The following is a 17,250-nucleotide window of genomic DNA, read 5'->3' on the forward strand; positions in this document are numbered from 1 at the left end:
AATTCGATAATGCAAAATTCAGAAATCAAAACTACGTGTTCCTATTGTGGAGTAGGATGCGGAATTATAGTAACCAATGATTCTAAAAATGGAGTATCGGTAACTGGCGACAAAAACCATCCTGTCAATAAAGGAATGTTATGTTCCAAAGGAATGAACCTGCATTATGTAGTCAATGACACTTCTGACCGAATCCTATATCCGGAAATGCGATGGAGCAAATCACATCCTATGGAACGCGTGAGCTGGGATACAGCTTTGGAACGTGCAGCGGCAGTTTTTACCTCCATCATAAAAAAACACGGTCCTGACAGCGTTGGATTTTATATTTCCGGACAATGCCTTACTGAGGAGTATTATTTGGTAAACAAGCTTGTAAAAGGATTTCTGAAAACCAATAATATCGATACCAACTCTCGCTTGTGCATGAGCTCGGCTGTGGTGGGTTACAAAAAAACATTTGGCGAAGATGCAGTTCCAATCGCTTACGACGATATTGAACTCGCCGATACCTTTTTGATAACAGGTGCCAATCCTGCTTGGTGTCACCCAATTCTTTTTAGACGTATCGAACAACACAAAGAAAAGAATCCAAAAGTAAAAATCATTGTAGTTGACCCCCGAAAAACAGACTCGGCCTTAAACGCCGACTTGCATTTACAAATCATTCCGGGGACTGATATTATTTTATACCATGCTTTGGCCAAAAGGCTCATCGAACAAGGATATGCTGACACTGATTTCATCAAAAACCACACTGAAAATTTCAAACTATATAAAGATTTAGTTCTTGCAAGCTCGCTAGAGAAAGCATCAAAACTTTGCGGAATACCCGTAAACGATATCAAATTAGCTGCAGACATCATTGGCAAAGCCAAAGGATTTCTTTCGCTTTGGGCGATGGGACTCAACCAAAGTGCTATTGGCGTAGACAAAAACACCGCTTTACTCAACCTTTCTTTACTCACCGGACAAGTAGGAAAACCGGGCTCTGGGCCTTTTTCATTGACGGGTCAACCTAATGCTATGGGCGGTCGTGAAGTAGGCGGAATGGCAAATTTACTCGCAGTTCATAAAGAATTGAACAATCCTGTTCACCGAAAAGAAGTTGCTGATTTTTGGGGAGTGGAAGACATCTCCGAAAAACCGGGATTAACGGCAACAGAAATGTTTGACGCCTTAGAATCTGGAAAAATGAAGGCGATTTGGGTTATTTGTACCAATCCGTTAGTGAGTTTACCCGATTCCCGACGCGTCGAAAAAGCATTGGCTAATGCAAAATTTGTCGTGGTTCAAGAGATTTCCCATAATGCCGATACCTCAAAATTTGCCGATTTATTATTACCCGCTGCGGGCTGGTTAGAAAAAGAAGGTACGATGACAAATTCGGAAAGACGAATTTCGTATTTACCAAAAGGCATCAATGCTCCGGGAGAAGCACTTCCCGATGTGGAAATCCTGACTCGTTTTGCTAAAAAAATGAATTTTAGCGGGTTTAATTTCAACACCACCGAAGACATTTACAAGGAATATTGCCTGATGACAAAAAACACCAGCATTGACATTTCCTTTTTAAATTATAATCGATTAAAAAACGAAGGTACTTTTCAATGGCCGGTTCCAGATTATGGACATCCCGGAACGCCTCGTTTATTTACCGATAAAAAATTCTATACACCTTCGCAAAAAGCGATTTTTAATCTGCCTACAGCGATTGAAAACACCTCGGAACAACCCAGTAATCAGTTTCCGTTTATTTTAACAACGGGACGCATTAGAGACCAATGGCATACGATGACCAAAACGGGAAAAGTATCCCGATTGATGACGCACATCCCAAGTCCGATGCTGGAAATAAATCCTATTGACGCCTACAAAGCAACCATAAAAAGCGGCGATATTGTAGTAGTGACAAGCAAAAATGGGACTGTTCGCGTAAAAGCAAAAGTATCAGATTCTATTAGGGAAGGCGTACTTTTCTTGCCGATGCACTGGGGAAAACAACTGGAAAATGATTTGAACAGAACCAATAATTTGACCAACACCGTTGTTGATCCAACATCTAAAGAACCTGATTTTAAGTTCACCACCGTTTCTGTTGCCAAATATGTAAAACCTTTTGAGAAAATTGCAGTCGTTGGCGCTGGAGCAGCCGCTTTCCGATTCATTCAGAACTATAGAGAAATCAATACTTCGGATGAAATTATCGTGTTTTCGAATGAAGAAAATCCTTTTTACAACCGCGTTTTATTGCCGGAATATGTAACGGCAGAACTTTCGTGGGAGCAGCTTTTGAAAATTAAAGACGAAGCCCTGAGCAAGCTAAATATCACGATGAAATCAAATGTTTCAATTGATACCATCAACACTAAAGAAAATACAATTCTGGACAGTGACGGCATCGTTCATACTTTTGATTCCTTGATATTGGCAACCGGAAGCCGACCTTTTATTCCTGAAAATGCGCAATTGCATTTACCGGGACGCTTCACCATCAGAAAAAAAGAAGATGCTGACCGATTGAAAAACTATCTGGATGGTACTAATTTACCTCCCGAAGAGCAACATGTTGTTATTGTAGGCGGTGGATTATTAGGATTGGAATTGGCCGCAGCCTTGAAACACAAAAAAGTAAAAATTACGATAATTCAAAGGGCTTCCCGATTAATGGAACGTCAATTAGACCGAATCTCTAGTAAATTACTGGCCGAAGAAGTACAGCTTCGAGACATTCAAATTTATTTTGATAATGAAGTCAGTACGGTATTCGAAACAGAAAATCCGAACGAAATTGAAATTGCCCTGAAAAGTGGTCGAATTATTACTGCCAATGCCATCGTGTACACCATTGGAACCATCCCAAATATAGAATTAGCCAAAGAATCCGGAATTTCCTGCGGGCGTGGCGTAAGAGTAAATCAGTATTTACAATCGTCGAAACCAAATATTTTTGCCATTGGCGAAATAGCCGAATTCAACAATCAGTTATTCGGAATCACCTCAGCGGCTGAAGAACAAGCGGATGTTTTGGCAAATTTTATGGCCGGCGACATCAGCAGTTTTTATAAAGGTTCCGTTTTAATGAACATCCTGAAACTCGAAGACATCAACCTATGCAGCATTGGAGAAATTGAAATTCCAGAGAATGATGATTCTTACGAAGAAATTGTGTTTTCTGATTTGGGAAAAAGATACTATAAAAAATGTATCGTAAAAAACGACTTACTGGTGGGCGCCATTTTGATGGGCGATAAAAATGAGTTTGCCGAATTCAAAACCATGATTGAAAGCAAAATTGAATTATCGGACAAGAGAAATACATTGCTGAGAGGAAGTTCGAATGCGAAACCCGTTTTAGGAAAACTTGTTTGCTCTTGCAGCCAAGTGGGAAGCGGCAATATTGAAGAAGCCATAAAAAGCGGCGTGACTAATTTTACCGAATTATGCAAAACTACCGGCGCCGGACTAGGTTGTGGAAGCTGTAAAACCGAAGTAAAAGAAATTTTAGCAAAAAATAAATAATAGTGGTCAGTGATCGGTGGTCAGTTTACAGTCAGTAACTGAACACTAATTACTGAATACTGAACACTAAATAAACATGGAATTGACAAGACTAATAGTAAAAGGAGGCGTGATTTCACCAGGTGAATTGCGAGAAATTGTAAATATGGGTTTAGAACAAGGACTGGATTCCATCTCCTTTGGTTCTCGGCAAGACATTATATTTCCAAAAGATTTTACGGCGGTAGATAAGGAAAAAGTAGGCAAAAATCTTTTTGTTCATCCCAATGAAAAAAGCGGAAATAACATTGTTTCGTCCTATGTTTCCACCGATATTTTTAGAAACACACCTTGGCTTACGGGAAATAAATTTTTATATATTTTAGAACAATTCAAGCAACATCCCAAGCTAAAAGTTAATATCACCGACCCAAAACAACAGTTGGTTCCTTTGTTTACCGGACACATCAACTTCATTGCTTCGGATCACGAGGATTACTGGTTTCTATACATTCGTTTGCCAAAATGGGACAAAATGGAAATGTATCCCGTACTGATTTACAGCTGGAATATTGCTGAAATATATTATGAAATAGAAAAGAAACTTATTGAAGAACCGGATTCTGTTGAGATGATTTTTCAATTGGTCAGCGATGCTTTGGATACCAATAACAGAACCATAGACAAGCCCTTGAACATTCCTTTTTATCCTTTTCCGTATTACGAAGGAATGAACCGATTAGGAATTGATCAATATTGGCTGGGTTTGTATTGGAGAAATAACCTCTATGATTTAGATTTTCTGAAAGAAATGTGCGATTTGTGTTTTGATTGTAAAATCGGAAAAATATGCATCACGCCTTGGAAATCTTTTATCATAAAAGGGATTCCAAAAGACCGAAAATTAGACTGGGAAAAATTCCTGGGCAAAAAAGGAATTAATGTGCGTCACTCCTTATTGGAACTCAACTGGCATTTACCCGTTGCGATGGAATGGGCTTTGAATCTCAAAACTTTTCTGGTTCGAACGCTGGATCAATTTGACATCAGTACGTACGGACTTACTTTTGGAATATCAGAATACAACCGAGACGGACATTATTTCACTTCGATTGTAGTTGAAAAAAACGAATTACCAAAAGACTTAGAATCCATCAAAATCAGAGACACGTATAATGTTTTGTATGCCAAAAATTTTGACCCAAATACCAAAGAATATATTGTTCATGCCCAAGATGTTGACAAACTGGAATTGCCAACCATTTTGATTGAATTGAGTAGAAAATATTTTGATGAATTAGGAAATCAAATTGCCGAAGTACCTGCAAAAGCAACTAAAAAAGAGACAACAACACAAGACATTCATCAATGTCCGGAGTGCTTGACTTTATACAATTCAGAATACGGCGATGTTATTCAAGGTATTGTAAAAGGAGTTTTATTCAAAGATTTACCCGAGGATTACTGCTGTTCTTTATGTGAATCTCCAAAAATAAACTTTGTCGTATTAGCCGGAGAAAAACTAGGCGCTTTATAAAAAGTCATCTGTAAAATAAATAACACATCAAATGAACACTACTTTCAAAACGGTAGCTTCCTCCCATATTACCATTTCCGAATTAATGCTGCCTTCGCACACTAATTTTAGTGGTAAAATTCATGGAGGTTACATTTTATCCTTACTCGATCAAATTGCTTTTGCCTGCGCTTCAAGATTTTCAGGTAATTATTGCGTAACGGCTTCTGTAGATACCGTGAATTTCTTAAAACCTATTGAAGTCGGCGAATTGGTAACCATGAAAGCCAGCGTAAATTATGTAGGAACGAGTTCTATGATTATTGGCATTCGAGTAGAAGCTGAAAACATTCAAACTGGAGTCGTAAAACATTGTAATTCGTCTTATTTTACGATGGTCTCCAAAGACAAAGAAGGCAAAAACGCTCCTGTTCCCGGATTAATTTTAACCAATCTAAAAGAAGTGAGTCGGTTTCAAAACTGCGTCAAACAAATCGCTTTAAAAAAAGAAAGAGAATATCAGAGAAGCATTGCTACTTTTGGATCTATAGAAACTATTTTGAGTTTAAATCAGTATAATGTGAAGGTGGAATTGCAGTAAATTCCACAAATTATAAAACACAAAAATGGGTAATTATTTCACAATCTGATTGCAAAATAATTACCCATTACTACTATATAGACTTTACATATCAAGAAAGAAAGCCGAAGAACTATGCTACTTTCTACTCAAAGCACTGCTGTCCACTCTTGATGGCGTATCTTTTCCGTTTACGATAGTAGCAGAACTGATGGCAATGGCTTTAATGATTTGTGTCATATTTACCATATCAAGAGTTTCTATTTCATCACTTACTTTGTGATAATTAGGTTCGCTGTCCATTTTAGACGTCGATATCGTATGTGCAGGAACGCCCAGTTTTGCTAGAGTCGCATTATCGGAACGATAGAATAATTGTTGTTCAGGATAAGGATCCGGATAAAACTTAAACGCTGATCCTTGTAAGTTTTTCTGAAGAATTTCTCCCATACTAGATTTTTCAAAACCAGTAATGTAAGCCGAATTTTTACCCCATTTTGATTCCGTTCCTATCATTTCCAAGTTAAACATAGCCATAACTTGATCCGGATTTAATTGTTTCGAAAAATATTGCGCACCGTAACCGCCTATTTCTTCCGCTACAAATGTGGTAAACAATATCGTACGCTCATTGTTATTTAGTTTTTTAAAATACTTAGCCAGCATGATTACGGCTGTAGTTCCAGCAGCATCATCATTGGCACCATTATAAATAGAATCGGTAGCATCGTGCTCCACTCCTTCAGCTGGGGAACCAACACCTAAATGGTCATAATGTCCGGAAAACACAACATATTCATTGGGTTTGCTTTTGCCTTTCAAAACACCCACTACGTTATTTAATGCATTTTTGGTAATCGTATTGGTGCCTTCTATTGAAAATTGAGTCGCTTCAGTAGTGCCAAAAACAAACACCACCGAATTTCCTCCTGGACTAGCAGTCATTTGTGGAATGTGTCGCATATTTTGGATTCGGGGTTTAAAAGAAGCATCCACAAGAACCAAAAGGTTTTTTTCGCTCTGGTAATATTCGTAAAACTTTGGGCCAAATTTATCTCCGGCATTTATTTTCACAACCTGAACATCACTTTTTTCAGTCATAGCAAGTTGCGATTGGTAGGAAAAAGAAACCACATCCGCTTTATCTATTGCTTTACCATCAATCAGCACCTTTAAGGATACATTTTTAGACTCCGTCATAGAAAATTCCTGCTTGAAATCCTTCGCTCCGTTAAAGGTTTGCAGTCCTATTTTCTTAAATTCAGATTCTATATAAGAGGAAGCCTTATCGATACCCGGAGTAAACGCTCTTCGGCCTTGCATATCATCCGCCGAAAGCACTTTCTCTATTTTGGTAACGTCTTTTGTATTGATAATTTTATTGATGTTCTGGGCCTGCAACATACAAGTTGAACAAAGTACAACGGCACTTAAAACAATTTTTTTCATAAAGTATAGCTTTTAATAACAATAGATTCTACAGTAAGAGTGCAGTATTGAAATTGTGTTACAGTAAAACTACTAAAAAGGTTTGGACCTATTTACAATTTGGAGCAGAATGATTGCCTTTTCAAGAACGAAACCTCCTGCTGTCCGCTGTATCTCTCCACTGCGTTACGAGGATGCCGCTACCATCAGGGCTAGGAATTACGAGCTTTTTTCATAATGACATTTTCACAATCTGTTTATTATCAACGCTACCGCACGAATCCTTTCGTGTGGTTCGTAATCATTAAATAGTAAACATTCTAAAAACAACTACCCCGCTACCGCACGAATCCTTTCGTGTGGTTCGTTATCATTAAATAGTAAACATTCTAAAAACAACTACATCATCAACTAACCCTTTTTGACCTGAATAATCAATAGCACTACTGTATACATAATCTTCCGCTTTATAAACTAAGCCTCCTTCTACAGGATTATTGTGTACATAATCTATCTTTTGTTGAATAACTTTATTGCTCCACAACTCTATAGGTTGATTATCATGACGCCAAAATTGATAGTGTTTTACATTTGAACTTTTTTCAGCTTCTTTTTTAAAAAAATCCAATAAGAATTCTTTTCTGCTCTCTCTTGGATTTTCTTGTATACTTTTTACAATTGATTGACTGGTAAACCGTTTTAAATCACCAATCAATAATTCAGGCTTCTGATCCTTTATACTTCTAAAAACTAAATGAACATGATTACTCATAATACACCAAGCATGAATTTCTAATCCTTTGTTTTTTTGACAAAATGCTACACTTTCAAGAAATAAATCCTTGTACTCATTACGAGTAAATACATCTAACCAACCTACCACTGCAAAACTTATAAAGTACAAACCCTCTGGATTATGAAATTTATAATTTCTGCTCATAGTTACTGTTTTAAGATTAAGTTTAGTTATAATTTACACGAACCACACGAAAGGATTCGTGCGGTAGCGGGGTGGTAAACCGTTTTAAATCACCAATCAATAATTCAGGCTTCTGATCCTTTATACTTCTAAAAACTAAATGAACATGATTACTCATAATACACCAAGCATGAATTTCTAATCCTTTATTTTTTTGACAAAATGCTACGCTTTCAAGAAATAAATCTTTGTACTCATTACGAGTAAATACATCTAACCAACCTACCACTGCAAAACTTATAAAGTACAAACCCTCTGGATTATGAAATTTATAATTCCTACTCATAGATTCTGTTTTAAGATTAAGTTTAGTTATAATTTACACGAACCACACGAAAGGATTCGTGCGGTAGCGGGGCTAGCAGGAGTTATTTTATATCCAAAAGTTATTTCCGGATTCTTTTAATATATGTGAATAAATTATTCTGTCAATATTATTAATTATTTCATTGACATTTTTAAAGTGTCTTTCAATGTCAATAAATGTTATTGCAGGCGCACCTTGATGAGCAATTGATTCTCTTAAGCTTAAAAAAGATTCTAATGATGTTTTTAAATCTTTTTTTGATTTCTTGTTTAATTCTTTAATTATATCTGTTATCCCAATTCTTAAATATAAGATTTTTAAGTTTTTTACTGAAGGATATTTATTAGTTCCTATAATATTTGTTGAATGGATTTGCGAATTAAAAGTCATTCCATCATCTAATAAATCATAAAAATTATTTTCAATTGATATGCTTTTTAATAGACTCCTTTCATCAGAACTGTTATAATAGTTTCTGAAATGATGCACTTGTTTATCAAGTAATGCCTTTGTCCTTATATTATTCGGGATATTTGATAGTATTGCACCATTAGTTTTATACTTATAAATTAAATCTTCAATTAGAGTTTTAGTATAATCTTCTATTCTTGCACTTAATAAGAAAATACAAGACTGGTTAATTAATTGTTTATGATCATAATTTAATGGTGAAGAATTATAAGAAACTTTTTTGGCAAGTTTCACCAATTTGTTTGATTCAACTTCAAACTCTTCTCTTGCCTTACTTTTCGAATATGGCATATTAAAATATAGTTTGTAAAAAAGCAGTGTAATCAGATATCCTTTTTTTTACAACACGATTATCCGTTGTTCCTTTTGTAATAGTATTATAAAAATCTTCAGTATTCAATAACTCTAAAACTTTGTCAATTACACCTACTTTATTTACAGCTTCAATTTGTTCTAATGTTGGATCAATATTATTCATTGAGAGCATTTGAGCTTCAAATAATGCAGTGTTTGCTTTTAATCTTTTCTTTGTTTCGTCAAAAGTTTTAAATGTAAAATCACCATACAATAAATGACATTTATTTAAATTTGACTTGAAATTTTCGGACAATATTTCAATTCTGTCTGTAGGCAAAAATCTATTATCTTCAGCATATTTATTTAAAAACACAGTCATTGGTTTCTCGTAATTTTGAAGACGTTCTAATAAAGTAAAATATCTTAAAATTAATTCATCACCTTTCATTCTGTTGTCGTTCGTAGTTGAAGTTAATTTTTTGAAAAGAGAACCTTTGCCTAATTCCTCTATTTCTGTTAAAAATTTACCGCTATATATTCCATGTCTTAATTCTTGAGGATTTAATCTAACAGAACCTGTATTTAGTCTTTCAAAAACATCAAACTTAATTTGAGGATGTGTATCTTTTAAAATAGCAATACATCTAATTGTACGATTAATAATATGTCTTTGAAATCTCGGGTCTAATTCATTAAATGTCAAACCTTCTAATTCAGGATATGTTACTAATCCTGTTAATGGAAATTCATTGTTTAAAAACAAACTGATACTTGTTAATCTTTGGTTTCCATCAATTACTGATAGAGTTTCGTCGTTATTTTGACTTAAATATATAACTGGAATTGGACATTGTATAATTAAAGATTCGATAAGTCTTGATGCTTGAGCTCTATTCCATACATAACCACGTTGAAAATTTGGAATAACAATATGTTTATTGTTTATATATTCAACAATTGTAGAGACTGTAAAATCATAAGTTTCGGTTATCAATTTCCTTTTTTCTGCAGGAATATTTATGACTTCAACCTCAAAATCATCATTGTCTGGAAAAATTCTATTTGCTAATACCGTTGATTTATTGTCCATATTTTCCCTTATTAATTATTTTTATTTTCTACTGCCATATAATGTCTGCCAACTAGCGTATAGGTCTGAAAATCGTCATACATTACTTATTTCAAATGTAACATTTAATTACCGAAAACACTTATAATAACTAATTAAGCATTATTTCTTTTTCAAAAATAATTCCTTCTTAATTGTAAACTTTACGGGAAACCGCATCCACGGTCTTTTTACACAAATGCATTAGCCCTAGTAGCAGTGAAAACCGGGTTGCAACGAATAACAGGAATAGCTCCTAATAATAATAATGAAGTATTAACCGCCAATAGCAATCATGCTACGGTTGTCTTGATTCAAAGCGGGATTATTTACATCCTCGATAGTAGTCATTCCTGCGCGTACTTTCTTTTTGTTTTTAATGGCAAAAGCAATCAGGTCTTCTAACGCTTCGCCATTTCTGAAAGGCGTCAGTAAATCTGTCTCGGAGTTGGAGAACAGACAGTTTTTAATTTTCCCGTTGGCTGTAAGGCGAATTCTGTTGCAACCGTCACAAAAAGGATTGGTTATCGAACTGATAATCCCAAAACTGCCCATGTAGTTTTTTATTTTGAATTCTCTGGCGGTGAAGTTTTTATCGTCTTCTAATTTCTCTACATCCGATTCCAGAAAATGATGTTGCACCTGATCCAGAATCTCCTTTTGAGAAACCATTTTGCTCTTGTCCCACTCGTTTCCTGCAAAAGGCATGAATTCTATAAACCGAATCGAAATGGGTAAAAATTGGGTGAGTTTTATAAAATCAATGATTTCATCGTCATTGAATCCTTTAATCAAAACCACATTGACTTTGATTTTGAAATCATTGTTCAACAACAAGTGCAAATTATCAATTACACTCTGAAACTGGTTTCTAAGCGTAATCGAATGGAATTTTGAAGCCACCAAAGTATCTAAACTCAAGTTGATTTTCTTGACGTTAAATTGCTTTAGAACATCTATATGTTTGTCAATCAGAATTCCGTTTGTAGTGATGGAAATCTCAGTTTTGAGCGACCCCAGTTTGGCGATTATTTCAGGAAAATCTTTTCTTAATAGCGGTTCTCCGCCGGTCAATCTTATTTTGTCAACACCATTATTGACGAATGTTTGGGCGATGGCGTGAATTTCGTCAGCCGTCATCAAGCTCGCTTTTGGACTTAATACAATTCCATCGGCAGGCATGCAATAGGTACAACGCAAATTGCATTTCTCAATTAGAGAAATACGCAAATAGTTGTGTTTACGTCCAAAATCATCCGTTAAAACAGCGTTATTTGGCGTCATGATTATTGCCTTTTAAAATATGAAAAACATGCAGCACATGAGGAAATATAGCATCCATAGATTCTTTTGCGCCATTGGTTGAACCCGGCAAAGCCAGTACCAACGAATTGCCTAAAGTTCCCGCCACGGTTCTGGAAAGCATGGAATACGGCATGCGCTGTTGCCCGTAATTGCGTATGGCTTCCTCGATTCCCGGAATTCTGGTTTCTAATAACGGTTCCAATGCTTGCGGCGTAACATCTCTTGGCGAAAGCCCGGTTCCTCCTGTAAAAATGATCAATTGATTTTCTTTTGCGAAAGCTTTAGTTCGCTCTTGAATCACATCCATTTCATCAGGAATAATTTCGTAATGCGTAGTTTCGACTCCGCTAATTTCCAGTTTTTCGACAATTATTTTACCGGAACGATCTTGTTTATCTCCTGCAAAAATAGAATCGGAACAAACGAAAACCGCTGCTGTAATGGCGGATGGAAATCTATTTTTGAAAGATGATTTTCCGCCTTCTTTATTGATTAATTTTATCGTCGAAATCTCGATGTTTTTGTCAATTGGTTTCAGCATATCATACATCGTAAGCGCCACAATCGAAGCACCGTGCATCGCTTCGACCTCAACTCCGGTTTTGTAAACCGTTTTCACATTGAAAATAATATCAATGCTCAATTCGTTGATTTCATATGCTACCGATGTAAATTCAATTGGAATAGGATGACAATCCGGAATGGATAAATGCGTGTTTTTAACCGCAAATAAACCTGCAGTTTTTGCCATTTCCAGCACGTTCCCTTTTGGCACCAGATTATTCACAACGGCGTCAATAGTTTCTTGCTTGCTGACTATAACTGTTGCTTGAGCTGTTGCGGTGCGGAGCGTACTTATTTTATGTGTGATATCAACCATTTTTTTTAAAATGTTTAAAGTTTAAAGTTTCAGGTTAAATCTGATAACGACTAATTATAGAAACTACGAACTACTTTTTAATTTTTTTGTACTTTAAAATGTTTAAGCCAATCATTAAAGACAATCGCTATCGACAACGGAAATTATGACTTTCGCCTTTAAGACCTTCGACAACGGAAATTATGACTTTTATTACTACAAACTATTTTTCTTCCAGGTAAAAGTACTATTTTCAAATATTTCTTTACCAAAAATAGGCACATCAGTTTTTATCCAATTCACAATCGTTTCCGTAGCTTCATACACTTGCTTTCTTCTCGTTGCCGAAACAAAGACAAACAAACAGATTTCGCCAGCTTTCACTGTACCCAAACTATGATAAATGTGCATGCAAATCAAATCGAATTGCGCGAAAGCTTTCTCTCTAATCACACTGAGTGCTTCGTCTGCCATTTCCTCGTAAGCAGTGTAATCAATTGCTGCTACGGTTTGACTGTCAATCACATCGGCTCTGACTTGACCCAAAAAAATATTGTGTGCTCCAATAGTGGTTTTCGATTGGTGTTTGGCAATCGACTGCCCTATGAATTCCGAAGAAATGGGTCCTTGAATGAAAACAGTTTTCTTACTCATGATTTTATTTTATTTATACTTACAAAGTTTCAAAAACCTTGTAAGCATCTATTTTATCTAATGCTTTAGTGCCACCAGCAATACTTTTGGCATTCGCAAAATTATTATTTCTAAGAATCTCCACTGCCTTTTTACTTCTAATTCCGGATTGGCAAAAAACAAGCAACGTTGCATTCGCTTCCAGTTGATGCAATTCAGATTCTAAACGGTCTAACGGAATTTGAATCCCGTTTTTGATTGTTATTTTTGGGTATTCATCAGCATTTCGAACATCCAGAAAAATAACTTCCGGATGATGTATTTGTTCCAATGCAAGTGCAGCACTAATTTCAATAGTTGCAGTTTCTACTGAGCTATATTTATTTTCGAAAGCTAGTAAATCAATAGTATGCATTACTTTTTTTGAAAACTCAAACTTCTGTTGTTCGTTATTCAACATATTATACACCAATAATTTTCCCGACAACAAATCCCCTATTCCCAAAACCATTTTCAATACTTCATTTGCTTGAAACATGCCGATGATTCCCACCGATATTCCCATAACTCCCGCATCATTACAGTTCTTAACCTCATTGGATTCATCCGGAAATAAACAGCGGTATGTAGGTCCGTTTTCATAATTAAAAACAGAAACCTGCCCTTCAAATTTATAAACAGAGCCGTAAACAAAAGGTCTGTTGGTTACGCCACACGCGTCATTAATCAAATATTTAGTATCCAGATTGTCCGTCGCATCGACTATAATATCATATTGTTCGAATAACAAAATTGCATTTTTCGAATCTAATTTTTCAGTGAATGCATTTATTTTTATCGAAGGATTGAGTTCCAAAGCCATTGCTTTTGCCTCGGAAACTTTACTTTTTCCCACGGAACTACTTTTGTAAATCACTTGGCGTTGCAAGTTGGTCACTTCGATTCTATCATCGTCAATAATACCAATTTCCCCTATTCCGGCTGCAGCCAAATACGGCAATACTGCCACACCCAATCCACCTGCGCCAACAATTAAGACTTTGGCTTGCTGCAGTTTTTGTTGCCCATCAATTCCTACTTCAGGAAGTATAATTTGTCGGTTGTATCGTGCTGTTTCCATAATCTTAGTCTTTTATAATTCCCCTTTAGGGGTTAGGGGTACTATCCTCCGGCAAATGGCGGTAATAAAGCTACAATATCGTTACTTTTTAGAATATAACTGGAAGTATCTTGCATTATTTTTTGATTAATGGCTATGCTAAATGAAAGTAAATCCAATTCGTATTTATATTTCAATACAGACAACAAATCCTTTAAAGGCATATTCGAAAAAGAAAATTCTTCTCCTTGACTTTTTGTTTTCTCGGCTATGGCGCCAAAATATTTAACCGCTATCATGACATTACATTTAAATTTTGAAAAATAAACTCATCTTCTAAATTCTCCTCTTGAAAATAAGCCGTTAATTTTGAAGCATTTCGCACCACTTCACCTATGACAATAATTGCAGGAGAGGAAAGTTGTTGTTCCTCCACTAATTTCGCAATCGAACTTATGGTTCCTACCACTTTTTTCTCCGTGTCTTTTGTTCCGTTTTGAATAATGGCAACGGGTAAATCATCGGTCCTGTTGTTTTGATAAATCGAAATAATTTCGTCCAATTTATTCATACCCATCAATATCACCACCGTTGCTGAGGATTGTGATGCCAAAGCCACGTCTTTCGACAATTTATGATCTGAAGTAGTTCCGGTAATTACCCAAAAACTTTCAGCAATTTTTCGTTGTGTCAAACTGATTCCATTAGATGCAGGAACGCCTAAAGCCGATGAAATTCCGGGAACAATTGCGGTTTCCAAATCAAATTTTTCAGCATATTCAATCTCTTCGCTTCCTCTTCCAAAAACAAATGGATCGCCGCCTTTCAATCGAACAACATGACCAAAACGTTTTGCCATCGACACAATCAATTCATTAATTTGATCCTGACTGTACGCGTGACACCCAAAACGTTTCCCCACAAAAATGATTTCTGCCTGCGTAGCATATTGCAATAACTCTTCATTTACAAGGGCGTCATACAAAACAACATCAGCACTTTCCAGCGCTTTGATTGCTTTTAAAGTAATCAACTCTACATCTCCAGGACCCGCCCCAACGATTGTCAATTTTGGTGTATTTGAATTTTTCATTTTAACTGGGATAAATTGGTATTCAATTCGTTCAACTCGGCAACAGAATTTATATTTTTAAACAAGTGTCTTTTGGCATCCGTAATCGGAATCAATTGATGTTTTACATTTGAAATGAAGCGCATCATTTTCAAATCATTTACATCAATTGCCTCTTTTAAAACAGGTAGTATTCTTTTTGAATATATTCCTATCAAAGGATGAATCCGATTTATATCTTCAAAAACAGAAACATCAAAATTTGTACCATGCTTTTCAATCAACTCCAATAGTATTTCGCTAGAAATCAAAGGAATATCACAACTCAATATCAAATTCATCTCCGTTTCTGAATGAACCAACGCGGTAAATATTCCGCCCAAAGGTCCTTTATCAACTACTATATCTTTTATTTTTTTGTATGCTAAATAATCATAATCGTTTGTATTGGTAATCAATTGAATGTTGCTTGATATTGGCAAAACAGCTTCAATAATATGTTCGACAAAAGGTTTGTTTTGGTACAACACCAATCCTTTCTCCGATTGCATTCGGCTGCTTTTCCCTCCACAAAGAATTGATACTTGCATAAAAAATAATTTAATGATTGAAAGATTTTTTAGATAACGGATTCTAAATTCTTGAATCTTTTAATTTTTCAATCTTCTAATAAAATCAACTTCACACTTCTTACTATGATTGTCATTTGCTATCAATAAAGCGGTATAACCTGTACTTCCTGATCTTTTTCTATATATGCTACTTCATAAGGCAAACAAATTAAAGCATTCGCTGTTGCAAAAGTGTTTAACATTGCTGAACTTTGACTTTCTAATATAGTGACTTTTTCATCGTCATACAACCCTTTCAAGAACAGTGATTTTCCGGATGTATTTTCAAACGGAATCGTAATTTTTCGTTTAATTTTTGGCAAATAAATAGATTCAAAACCCATACTTATTTTTAGCGCCGGATGAACGTAAATATAAAAACCGGTCAATGTTGACGCTGGATTTCCAGGCAATGCAAAAACTATCGTTTTGTCTTTTTTTCCAAAAAACAAAGGTTTTCCCGGTTTCTGATTGATTTTATAAAATAACTCTTCTACTCCATTTGACAAAAGTGCCTCTTTTACAAAATCATAATCCCCATCCGAAATTCCACCAGAAACCAAGACCACATCAAACGCAGAAAGACAGCTTTTCAACACTCTTTTTGTCGCTTTCAGATTATCCTTCACACGGAATATTTCTATTTTCTTAATCCCTATTCCCTGCAAAGCGGATTGCAGCATAATCGAATTACTTTCGTAAATCTTTCCTTGAGCTAATTTTCTTCCGGCTTTCACCAATTCGTTTCCCGTGACTACAATCGCAACTTTTGGTTTGGCATAAACTGTAATTTCCGTGATTCCCAAACAAGCTAAAAAACCAATAGCAGCAGGAGTAATCAAAGTATTCTTTTCTAATACGTGTTCGTTTTCTTTGATTTGCTCGCCTTTGTTTCTGACATTGGCAAAACGAACAGGCATTTTAGTTATTTCAACCGTTTTATTTTTAACCGTAGTATGTTCCTGCATCACAACCGTATCCAAATCATCAGGAACGTAAGCCCCCGTGAATATTCGAATCGCCTGATTTTCCTTTATTTTTTTATTCGAAAAGTCACCCGCCTGCGAAGTGCTTACCACATCCAATTGCTTCAATTCACTATGTATAAAAGCGTAACCGTCCATCGCTGATTGCCTGAAAGGCGGCATATCCATTGGCGAATAAATTGTTTCTGCCAAGATAAAACCAAGTGATTTTGTCACTTTAATTTTTCTGATGGGCATCTTGCAACTATTCTTTGCAATTATCGATAAGGCTTCTTCGACTTGTACCATAACACTTTTTAAAAAATAAGTATAAATACTTATTACAAATATAAGTACTTTTATCTAGTTAGACTGTTTTTTATGAAAAAATTTTACAGCAAAAATTTGATGCTATCGAGTTACTGAATACAAAACAAAAGATGTTATTGCAAACAAAGCGATTTCAAAACACATTTGGGATTCTAAACAATCGCTTTATTTTAAAAAGGGTAAAATTTA

General features: G+C 35.5%; 16 protein-coding genes. 3 read left to right on the forward strand and 13 right to left on the reverse strand.

The genetic code is table 11. From position 1 onward, the window contains the following. The first annotated feature begins 9 nt into the window (after positions 1 to 9). The 3 genes from QLS65_RS10355 (at position 10) to QLS65_RS10365 (ending at position 5,618) form a co-directional block, all read left to right on the forward strand. Positions 10 to 3,522: a nitrate reductase gene (locus tag QLS65_RS10355; RefSeq protein WP_282713164.1), complete on the forward strand. Its 3,513-nt coding sequence runs from the start codon at positions 10 to 12 to the stop codon at positions 3,520 to 3,522. A 76-nt stretch (positions 3,523 to 3,598) separates the two neighbouring features. Beyond that, entirely contained in the window at positions 3,599 to 5,038 is a 1,440-nt protein-coding gene (locus tag QLS65_RS10360) for a rubredoxin (RefSeq protein WP_282717375.1), read from the forward strand. Positions 5,039 to 5,069: 31 nt separating this feature from the next. Then, positions 5,070 to 5,618, forward strand: coding sequence for an acyl-CoA thioesterase (locus QLS65_RS10365; RefSeq protein WP_282717377.1), 549 nt, complete (start codon positions 5,070 to 5,072; stop codon positions 5,616 to 5,618). Positions 5,619 to 5,735: 117 nt separating this feature from the next. On the opposite strand, the gene QLS65_RS10370 is transcribed toward QLS65_RS10365, so the two are convergent. The 13 genes from QLS65_RS10370 to QLS65_RS10430 all read right to left on the reverse strand — a co-directional run bounded on the left by QLS65_RS10370 (position 5,736) and on the right by QLS65_RS10430 (position 17,040). Continuing rightward, on the reverse strand, positions 5,736 to 7,046 hold the full coding sequence (locus QLS65_RS10370) for a M20/M25/M40 family metallo-hydrolase (RefSeq protein ID WP_282717382.1): 1,311 nt from the start codon (positions 7,044 to 7,046) through the stop codon (positions 5,736 to 5,738). Between the two features lie 352 nt (positions 7,047 to 7,398). Further along, the gene (locus QLS65_RS10375; protein WP_282717394.1) at positions 7,399 to 7,965 is read right to left on the reverse strand and encodes an REP-associated tyrosine transposase; all 567 of its coding nucleotides are present in this window, start codon (positions 7,963 to 7,965) and stop codon (positions 7,399 to 7,401) included. A 22-nt stretch (positions 7,966 to 7,987) separates the two neighbouring features. Then, complete coding sequence (locus QLS65_RS10380) at positions 7,988 to 8,290, reverse strand: transposase (RefSeq protein ID WP_282717396.1); 303 nt, start codon at positions 8,288 to 8,290, stop codon at positions 7,988 to 7,990. Between the two features lie 87 nt (positions 8,291 to 8,377). Beyond that, the gene (locus QLS65_RS10385; protein ID WP_282713766.1) at positions 8,378 to 9,073 is read right to left on the reverse strand and encodes a HEPN domain-containing protein; all 696 of its coding nucleotides are present in this window, start codon (positions 9,071 to 9,073) and stop codon (positions 8,378 to 8,380) included. A gap of 1 nt (position 9,074) precedes the next feature. After that, positions 9,075 to 10,169: a DUF262 domain-containing protein gene (locus tag QLS65_RS10390; RefSeq protein WP_282717398.1), complete on the reverse strand. Its 1,095-nt coding sequence runs from the start codon at positions 10,167 to 10,169 to the stop codon at positions 9,075 to 9,077. A 294-nt stretch (positions 10,170 to 10,463) separates the two neighbouring features. Beyond that, complete coding sequence (moaA, locus tag QLS65_RS10395) at positions 10,464 to 11,471, reverse strand: GTP 3',8-cyclase MoaA (protein WP_282717400.1); 1,008 nt, start codon at positions 11,469 to 11,471, stop codon at positions 10,464 to 10,466. After that, positions 11,458 to 12,372 carry a bifunctional molybdenum cofactor biosynthesis protein MoaC/MoaB gene (moaCB, locus tag QLS65_RS10400; RefSeq protein WP_282717405.1) on the reverse strand — a complete coding sequence of 305 codons (915 nt, stop codon included), beginning with the start codon at positions 12,370 to 12,372 and terminating at the stop codon, positions 11,458 to 11,460. Before moaCB ends, moaA begins: the two co-directional genes overlap by 14 nt. Before the next feature lie 195 nt (positions 12,373 to 12,567). Further along, complete coding sequence (locus QLS65_RS10405) at positions 12,568 to 13,005, reverse strand: molybdenum cofactor biosynthesis protein MoaE (protein WP_121340827.1); 438 nt, start codon at positions 13,003 to 13,005, stop codon at positions 12,568 to 12,570. 19 nt (positions 13,006 to 13,024) lie between these two features. Beyond that, positions 13,025 to 14,104, reverse strand: a complete 1,080-nt coding sequence (gene moeB / locus QLS65_RS10410) for a HesA/MoeB/ThiF family protein (RefSeq protein WP_282717412.1) — start codon at positions 14,102 to 14,104, stop codon at positions 13,025 to 13,027. Between the two features lie 41 nt (positions 14,105 to 14,145). After that, positions 14,146 to 14,382 carry a MoaD/ThiS family protein gene (locus tag QLS65_RS10415; protein ID WP_099713660.1) on the reverse strand — a complete coding sequence of 79 codons (237 nt, stop codon included), beginning with the start codon at positions 14,380 to 14,382 and terminating at the stop codon, positions 14,146 to 14,148. Next, positions 14,379 to 15,176: a uroporphyrinogen-III C-methyltransferase gene (gene cobA / locus QLS65_RS10420; RefSeq protein WP_282717415.1), complete on the reverse strand. Its 798-nt coding sequence runs from the start codon at positions 15,174 to 15,176 to the stop codon at positions 14,379 to 14,381. Before cobA ends, QLS65_RS10415 begins: the two co-directional genes overlap by 4 nt. Then, positions 15,173 to 15,745, reverse strand: a complete 573-nt coding sequence (locus QLS65_RS10425) for a molybdenum cofactor guanylyltransferase (protein ID WP_282717417.1) — start codon at positions 15,743 to 15,745, stop codon at positions 15,173 to 15,175. Before QLS65_RS10425 ends, cobA begins: the two co-directional genes overlap by 4 nt. Positions 15,746 to 15,867: 122 nt before the next feature. Then, on the reverse strand, positions 15,868 to 17,040 hold the full coding sequence (locus tag QLS65_RS10430) for a molybdopterin molybdotransferase MoeA (protein WP_282717420.1): 1,173 nt from the start codon (positions 17,038 to 17,040) through the stop codon (positions 15,868 to 15,870). Positions 17,041 to 17,250 lie beyond the last annotated feature (210 nt).

The organism is Flavobacterium algoritolerans, from assembly GCF_030010385.1.
Classification (GTDB): Bacteria; Bacteroidota; Bacteroidia; order Flavobacteriales; family Flavobacteriaceae; genus Flavobacterium; species Flavobacterium algoritolerans.

Coding starts and splice junctions, on each gene's coding strand:
- QLS65_RS10415 (WP_099713660.1), bottom strand. CDS start 14,382: ATGATAGCGGTTAAATATTTTGGCGCCATAGCCGAGAAAACAAAAAGT.
- QLS65_RS10355 (WP_282713164.1), top strand. CDS start 10: ATGCAAAATTCAGAAATCAAAACTACGTGTTCCTATTGTGGAGTAGGA.
- QLS65_RS10375 (WP_282717394.1), bottom strand. CDS start 7,965: ATGAGCAGAAATTATAAATTTCATAATCCAGAGGGTTTGTACTTTATA.
- QLS65_RS10380 (WP_282717396.1), bottom strand. CDS start 8,290: ATGAGTAGGAATTATAAATTTCATAATCCAGAGGGTTTGTACTTTATA.
- QLS65_RS10365 (WP_282717377.1), top strand. CDS start 5,070: ATGAACACTACTTTCAAAACGGTAGCTTCCTCCCATATTACCATTTCC.
- QLS65_RS10425 (WP_282717417.1), bottom strand. CDS start 15,745: ATGCAAGTATCAATTCTTTGTGGAGGGAAAAGCAGCCGAATGCAATCG.
- moaCB (WP_282717405.1), bottom strand. CDS start 12,372: ATGGTTGATATCACACATAAAATAAGTACGCTCCGCACCGCAACAGCT.
- moeB (WP_282717412.1), bottom strand. CDS start 14,104: ATGGAAACAGCACGATACAACCGACAAATTATACTTCCTGAAGTAGGA.
- cobA (WP_282717415.1), bottom strand. CDS start 15,176: ATGAAAAATTCAAATACACCAAAATTGACAATCGTTGGGGCGGGTCCT.
- QLS65_RS10405 (WP_121340827.1), bottom strand. CDS start 13,005: ATGAGTAAGAAAACTGTTTTCATTCAAGGACCCATTTCTTCGGAATTC.
- moaA (WP_282717400.1), bottom strand. CDS start 11,471: ATGACGCCAAATAACGCTGTTTTAACGGATGATTTTGGACGTAAACAC.
- QLS65_RS10430 (WP_282717420.1), bottom strand. CDS start 17,040: ATGGTACAAGTCGAAGAAGCCTTATCGATAATTGCAAAGAATAGTTGC.
- QLS65_RS10370 (WP_282717382.1), bottom strand. CDS start 7,046: ATGAAAAAAATTGTTTTAAGTGCCGTTGTACTTTGTTCAACTTGTATG.
- QLS65_RS10360 (WP_282717375.1), top strand. CDS start 3,599: ATGGAATTGACAAGACTAATAGTAAAAGGAGGCGTGATTTCACCAGGT.
- QLS65_RS10385 (WP_282713766.1), bottom strand. CDS start 9,073: ATGCCATATTCGAAAAGTAAGGCAAGAGAAGAGTTTGAAGTTGAATCA.
- QLS65_RS10390 (WP_282717398.1), bottom strand. CDS start 10,169: ATGGACAATAAATCAACGGTATTAGCAAATAGAATTTTTCCAGACAAT.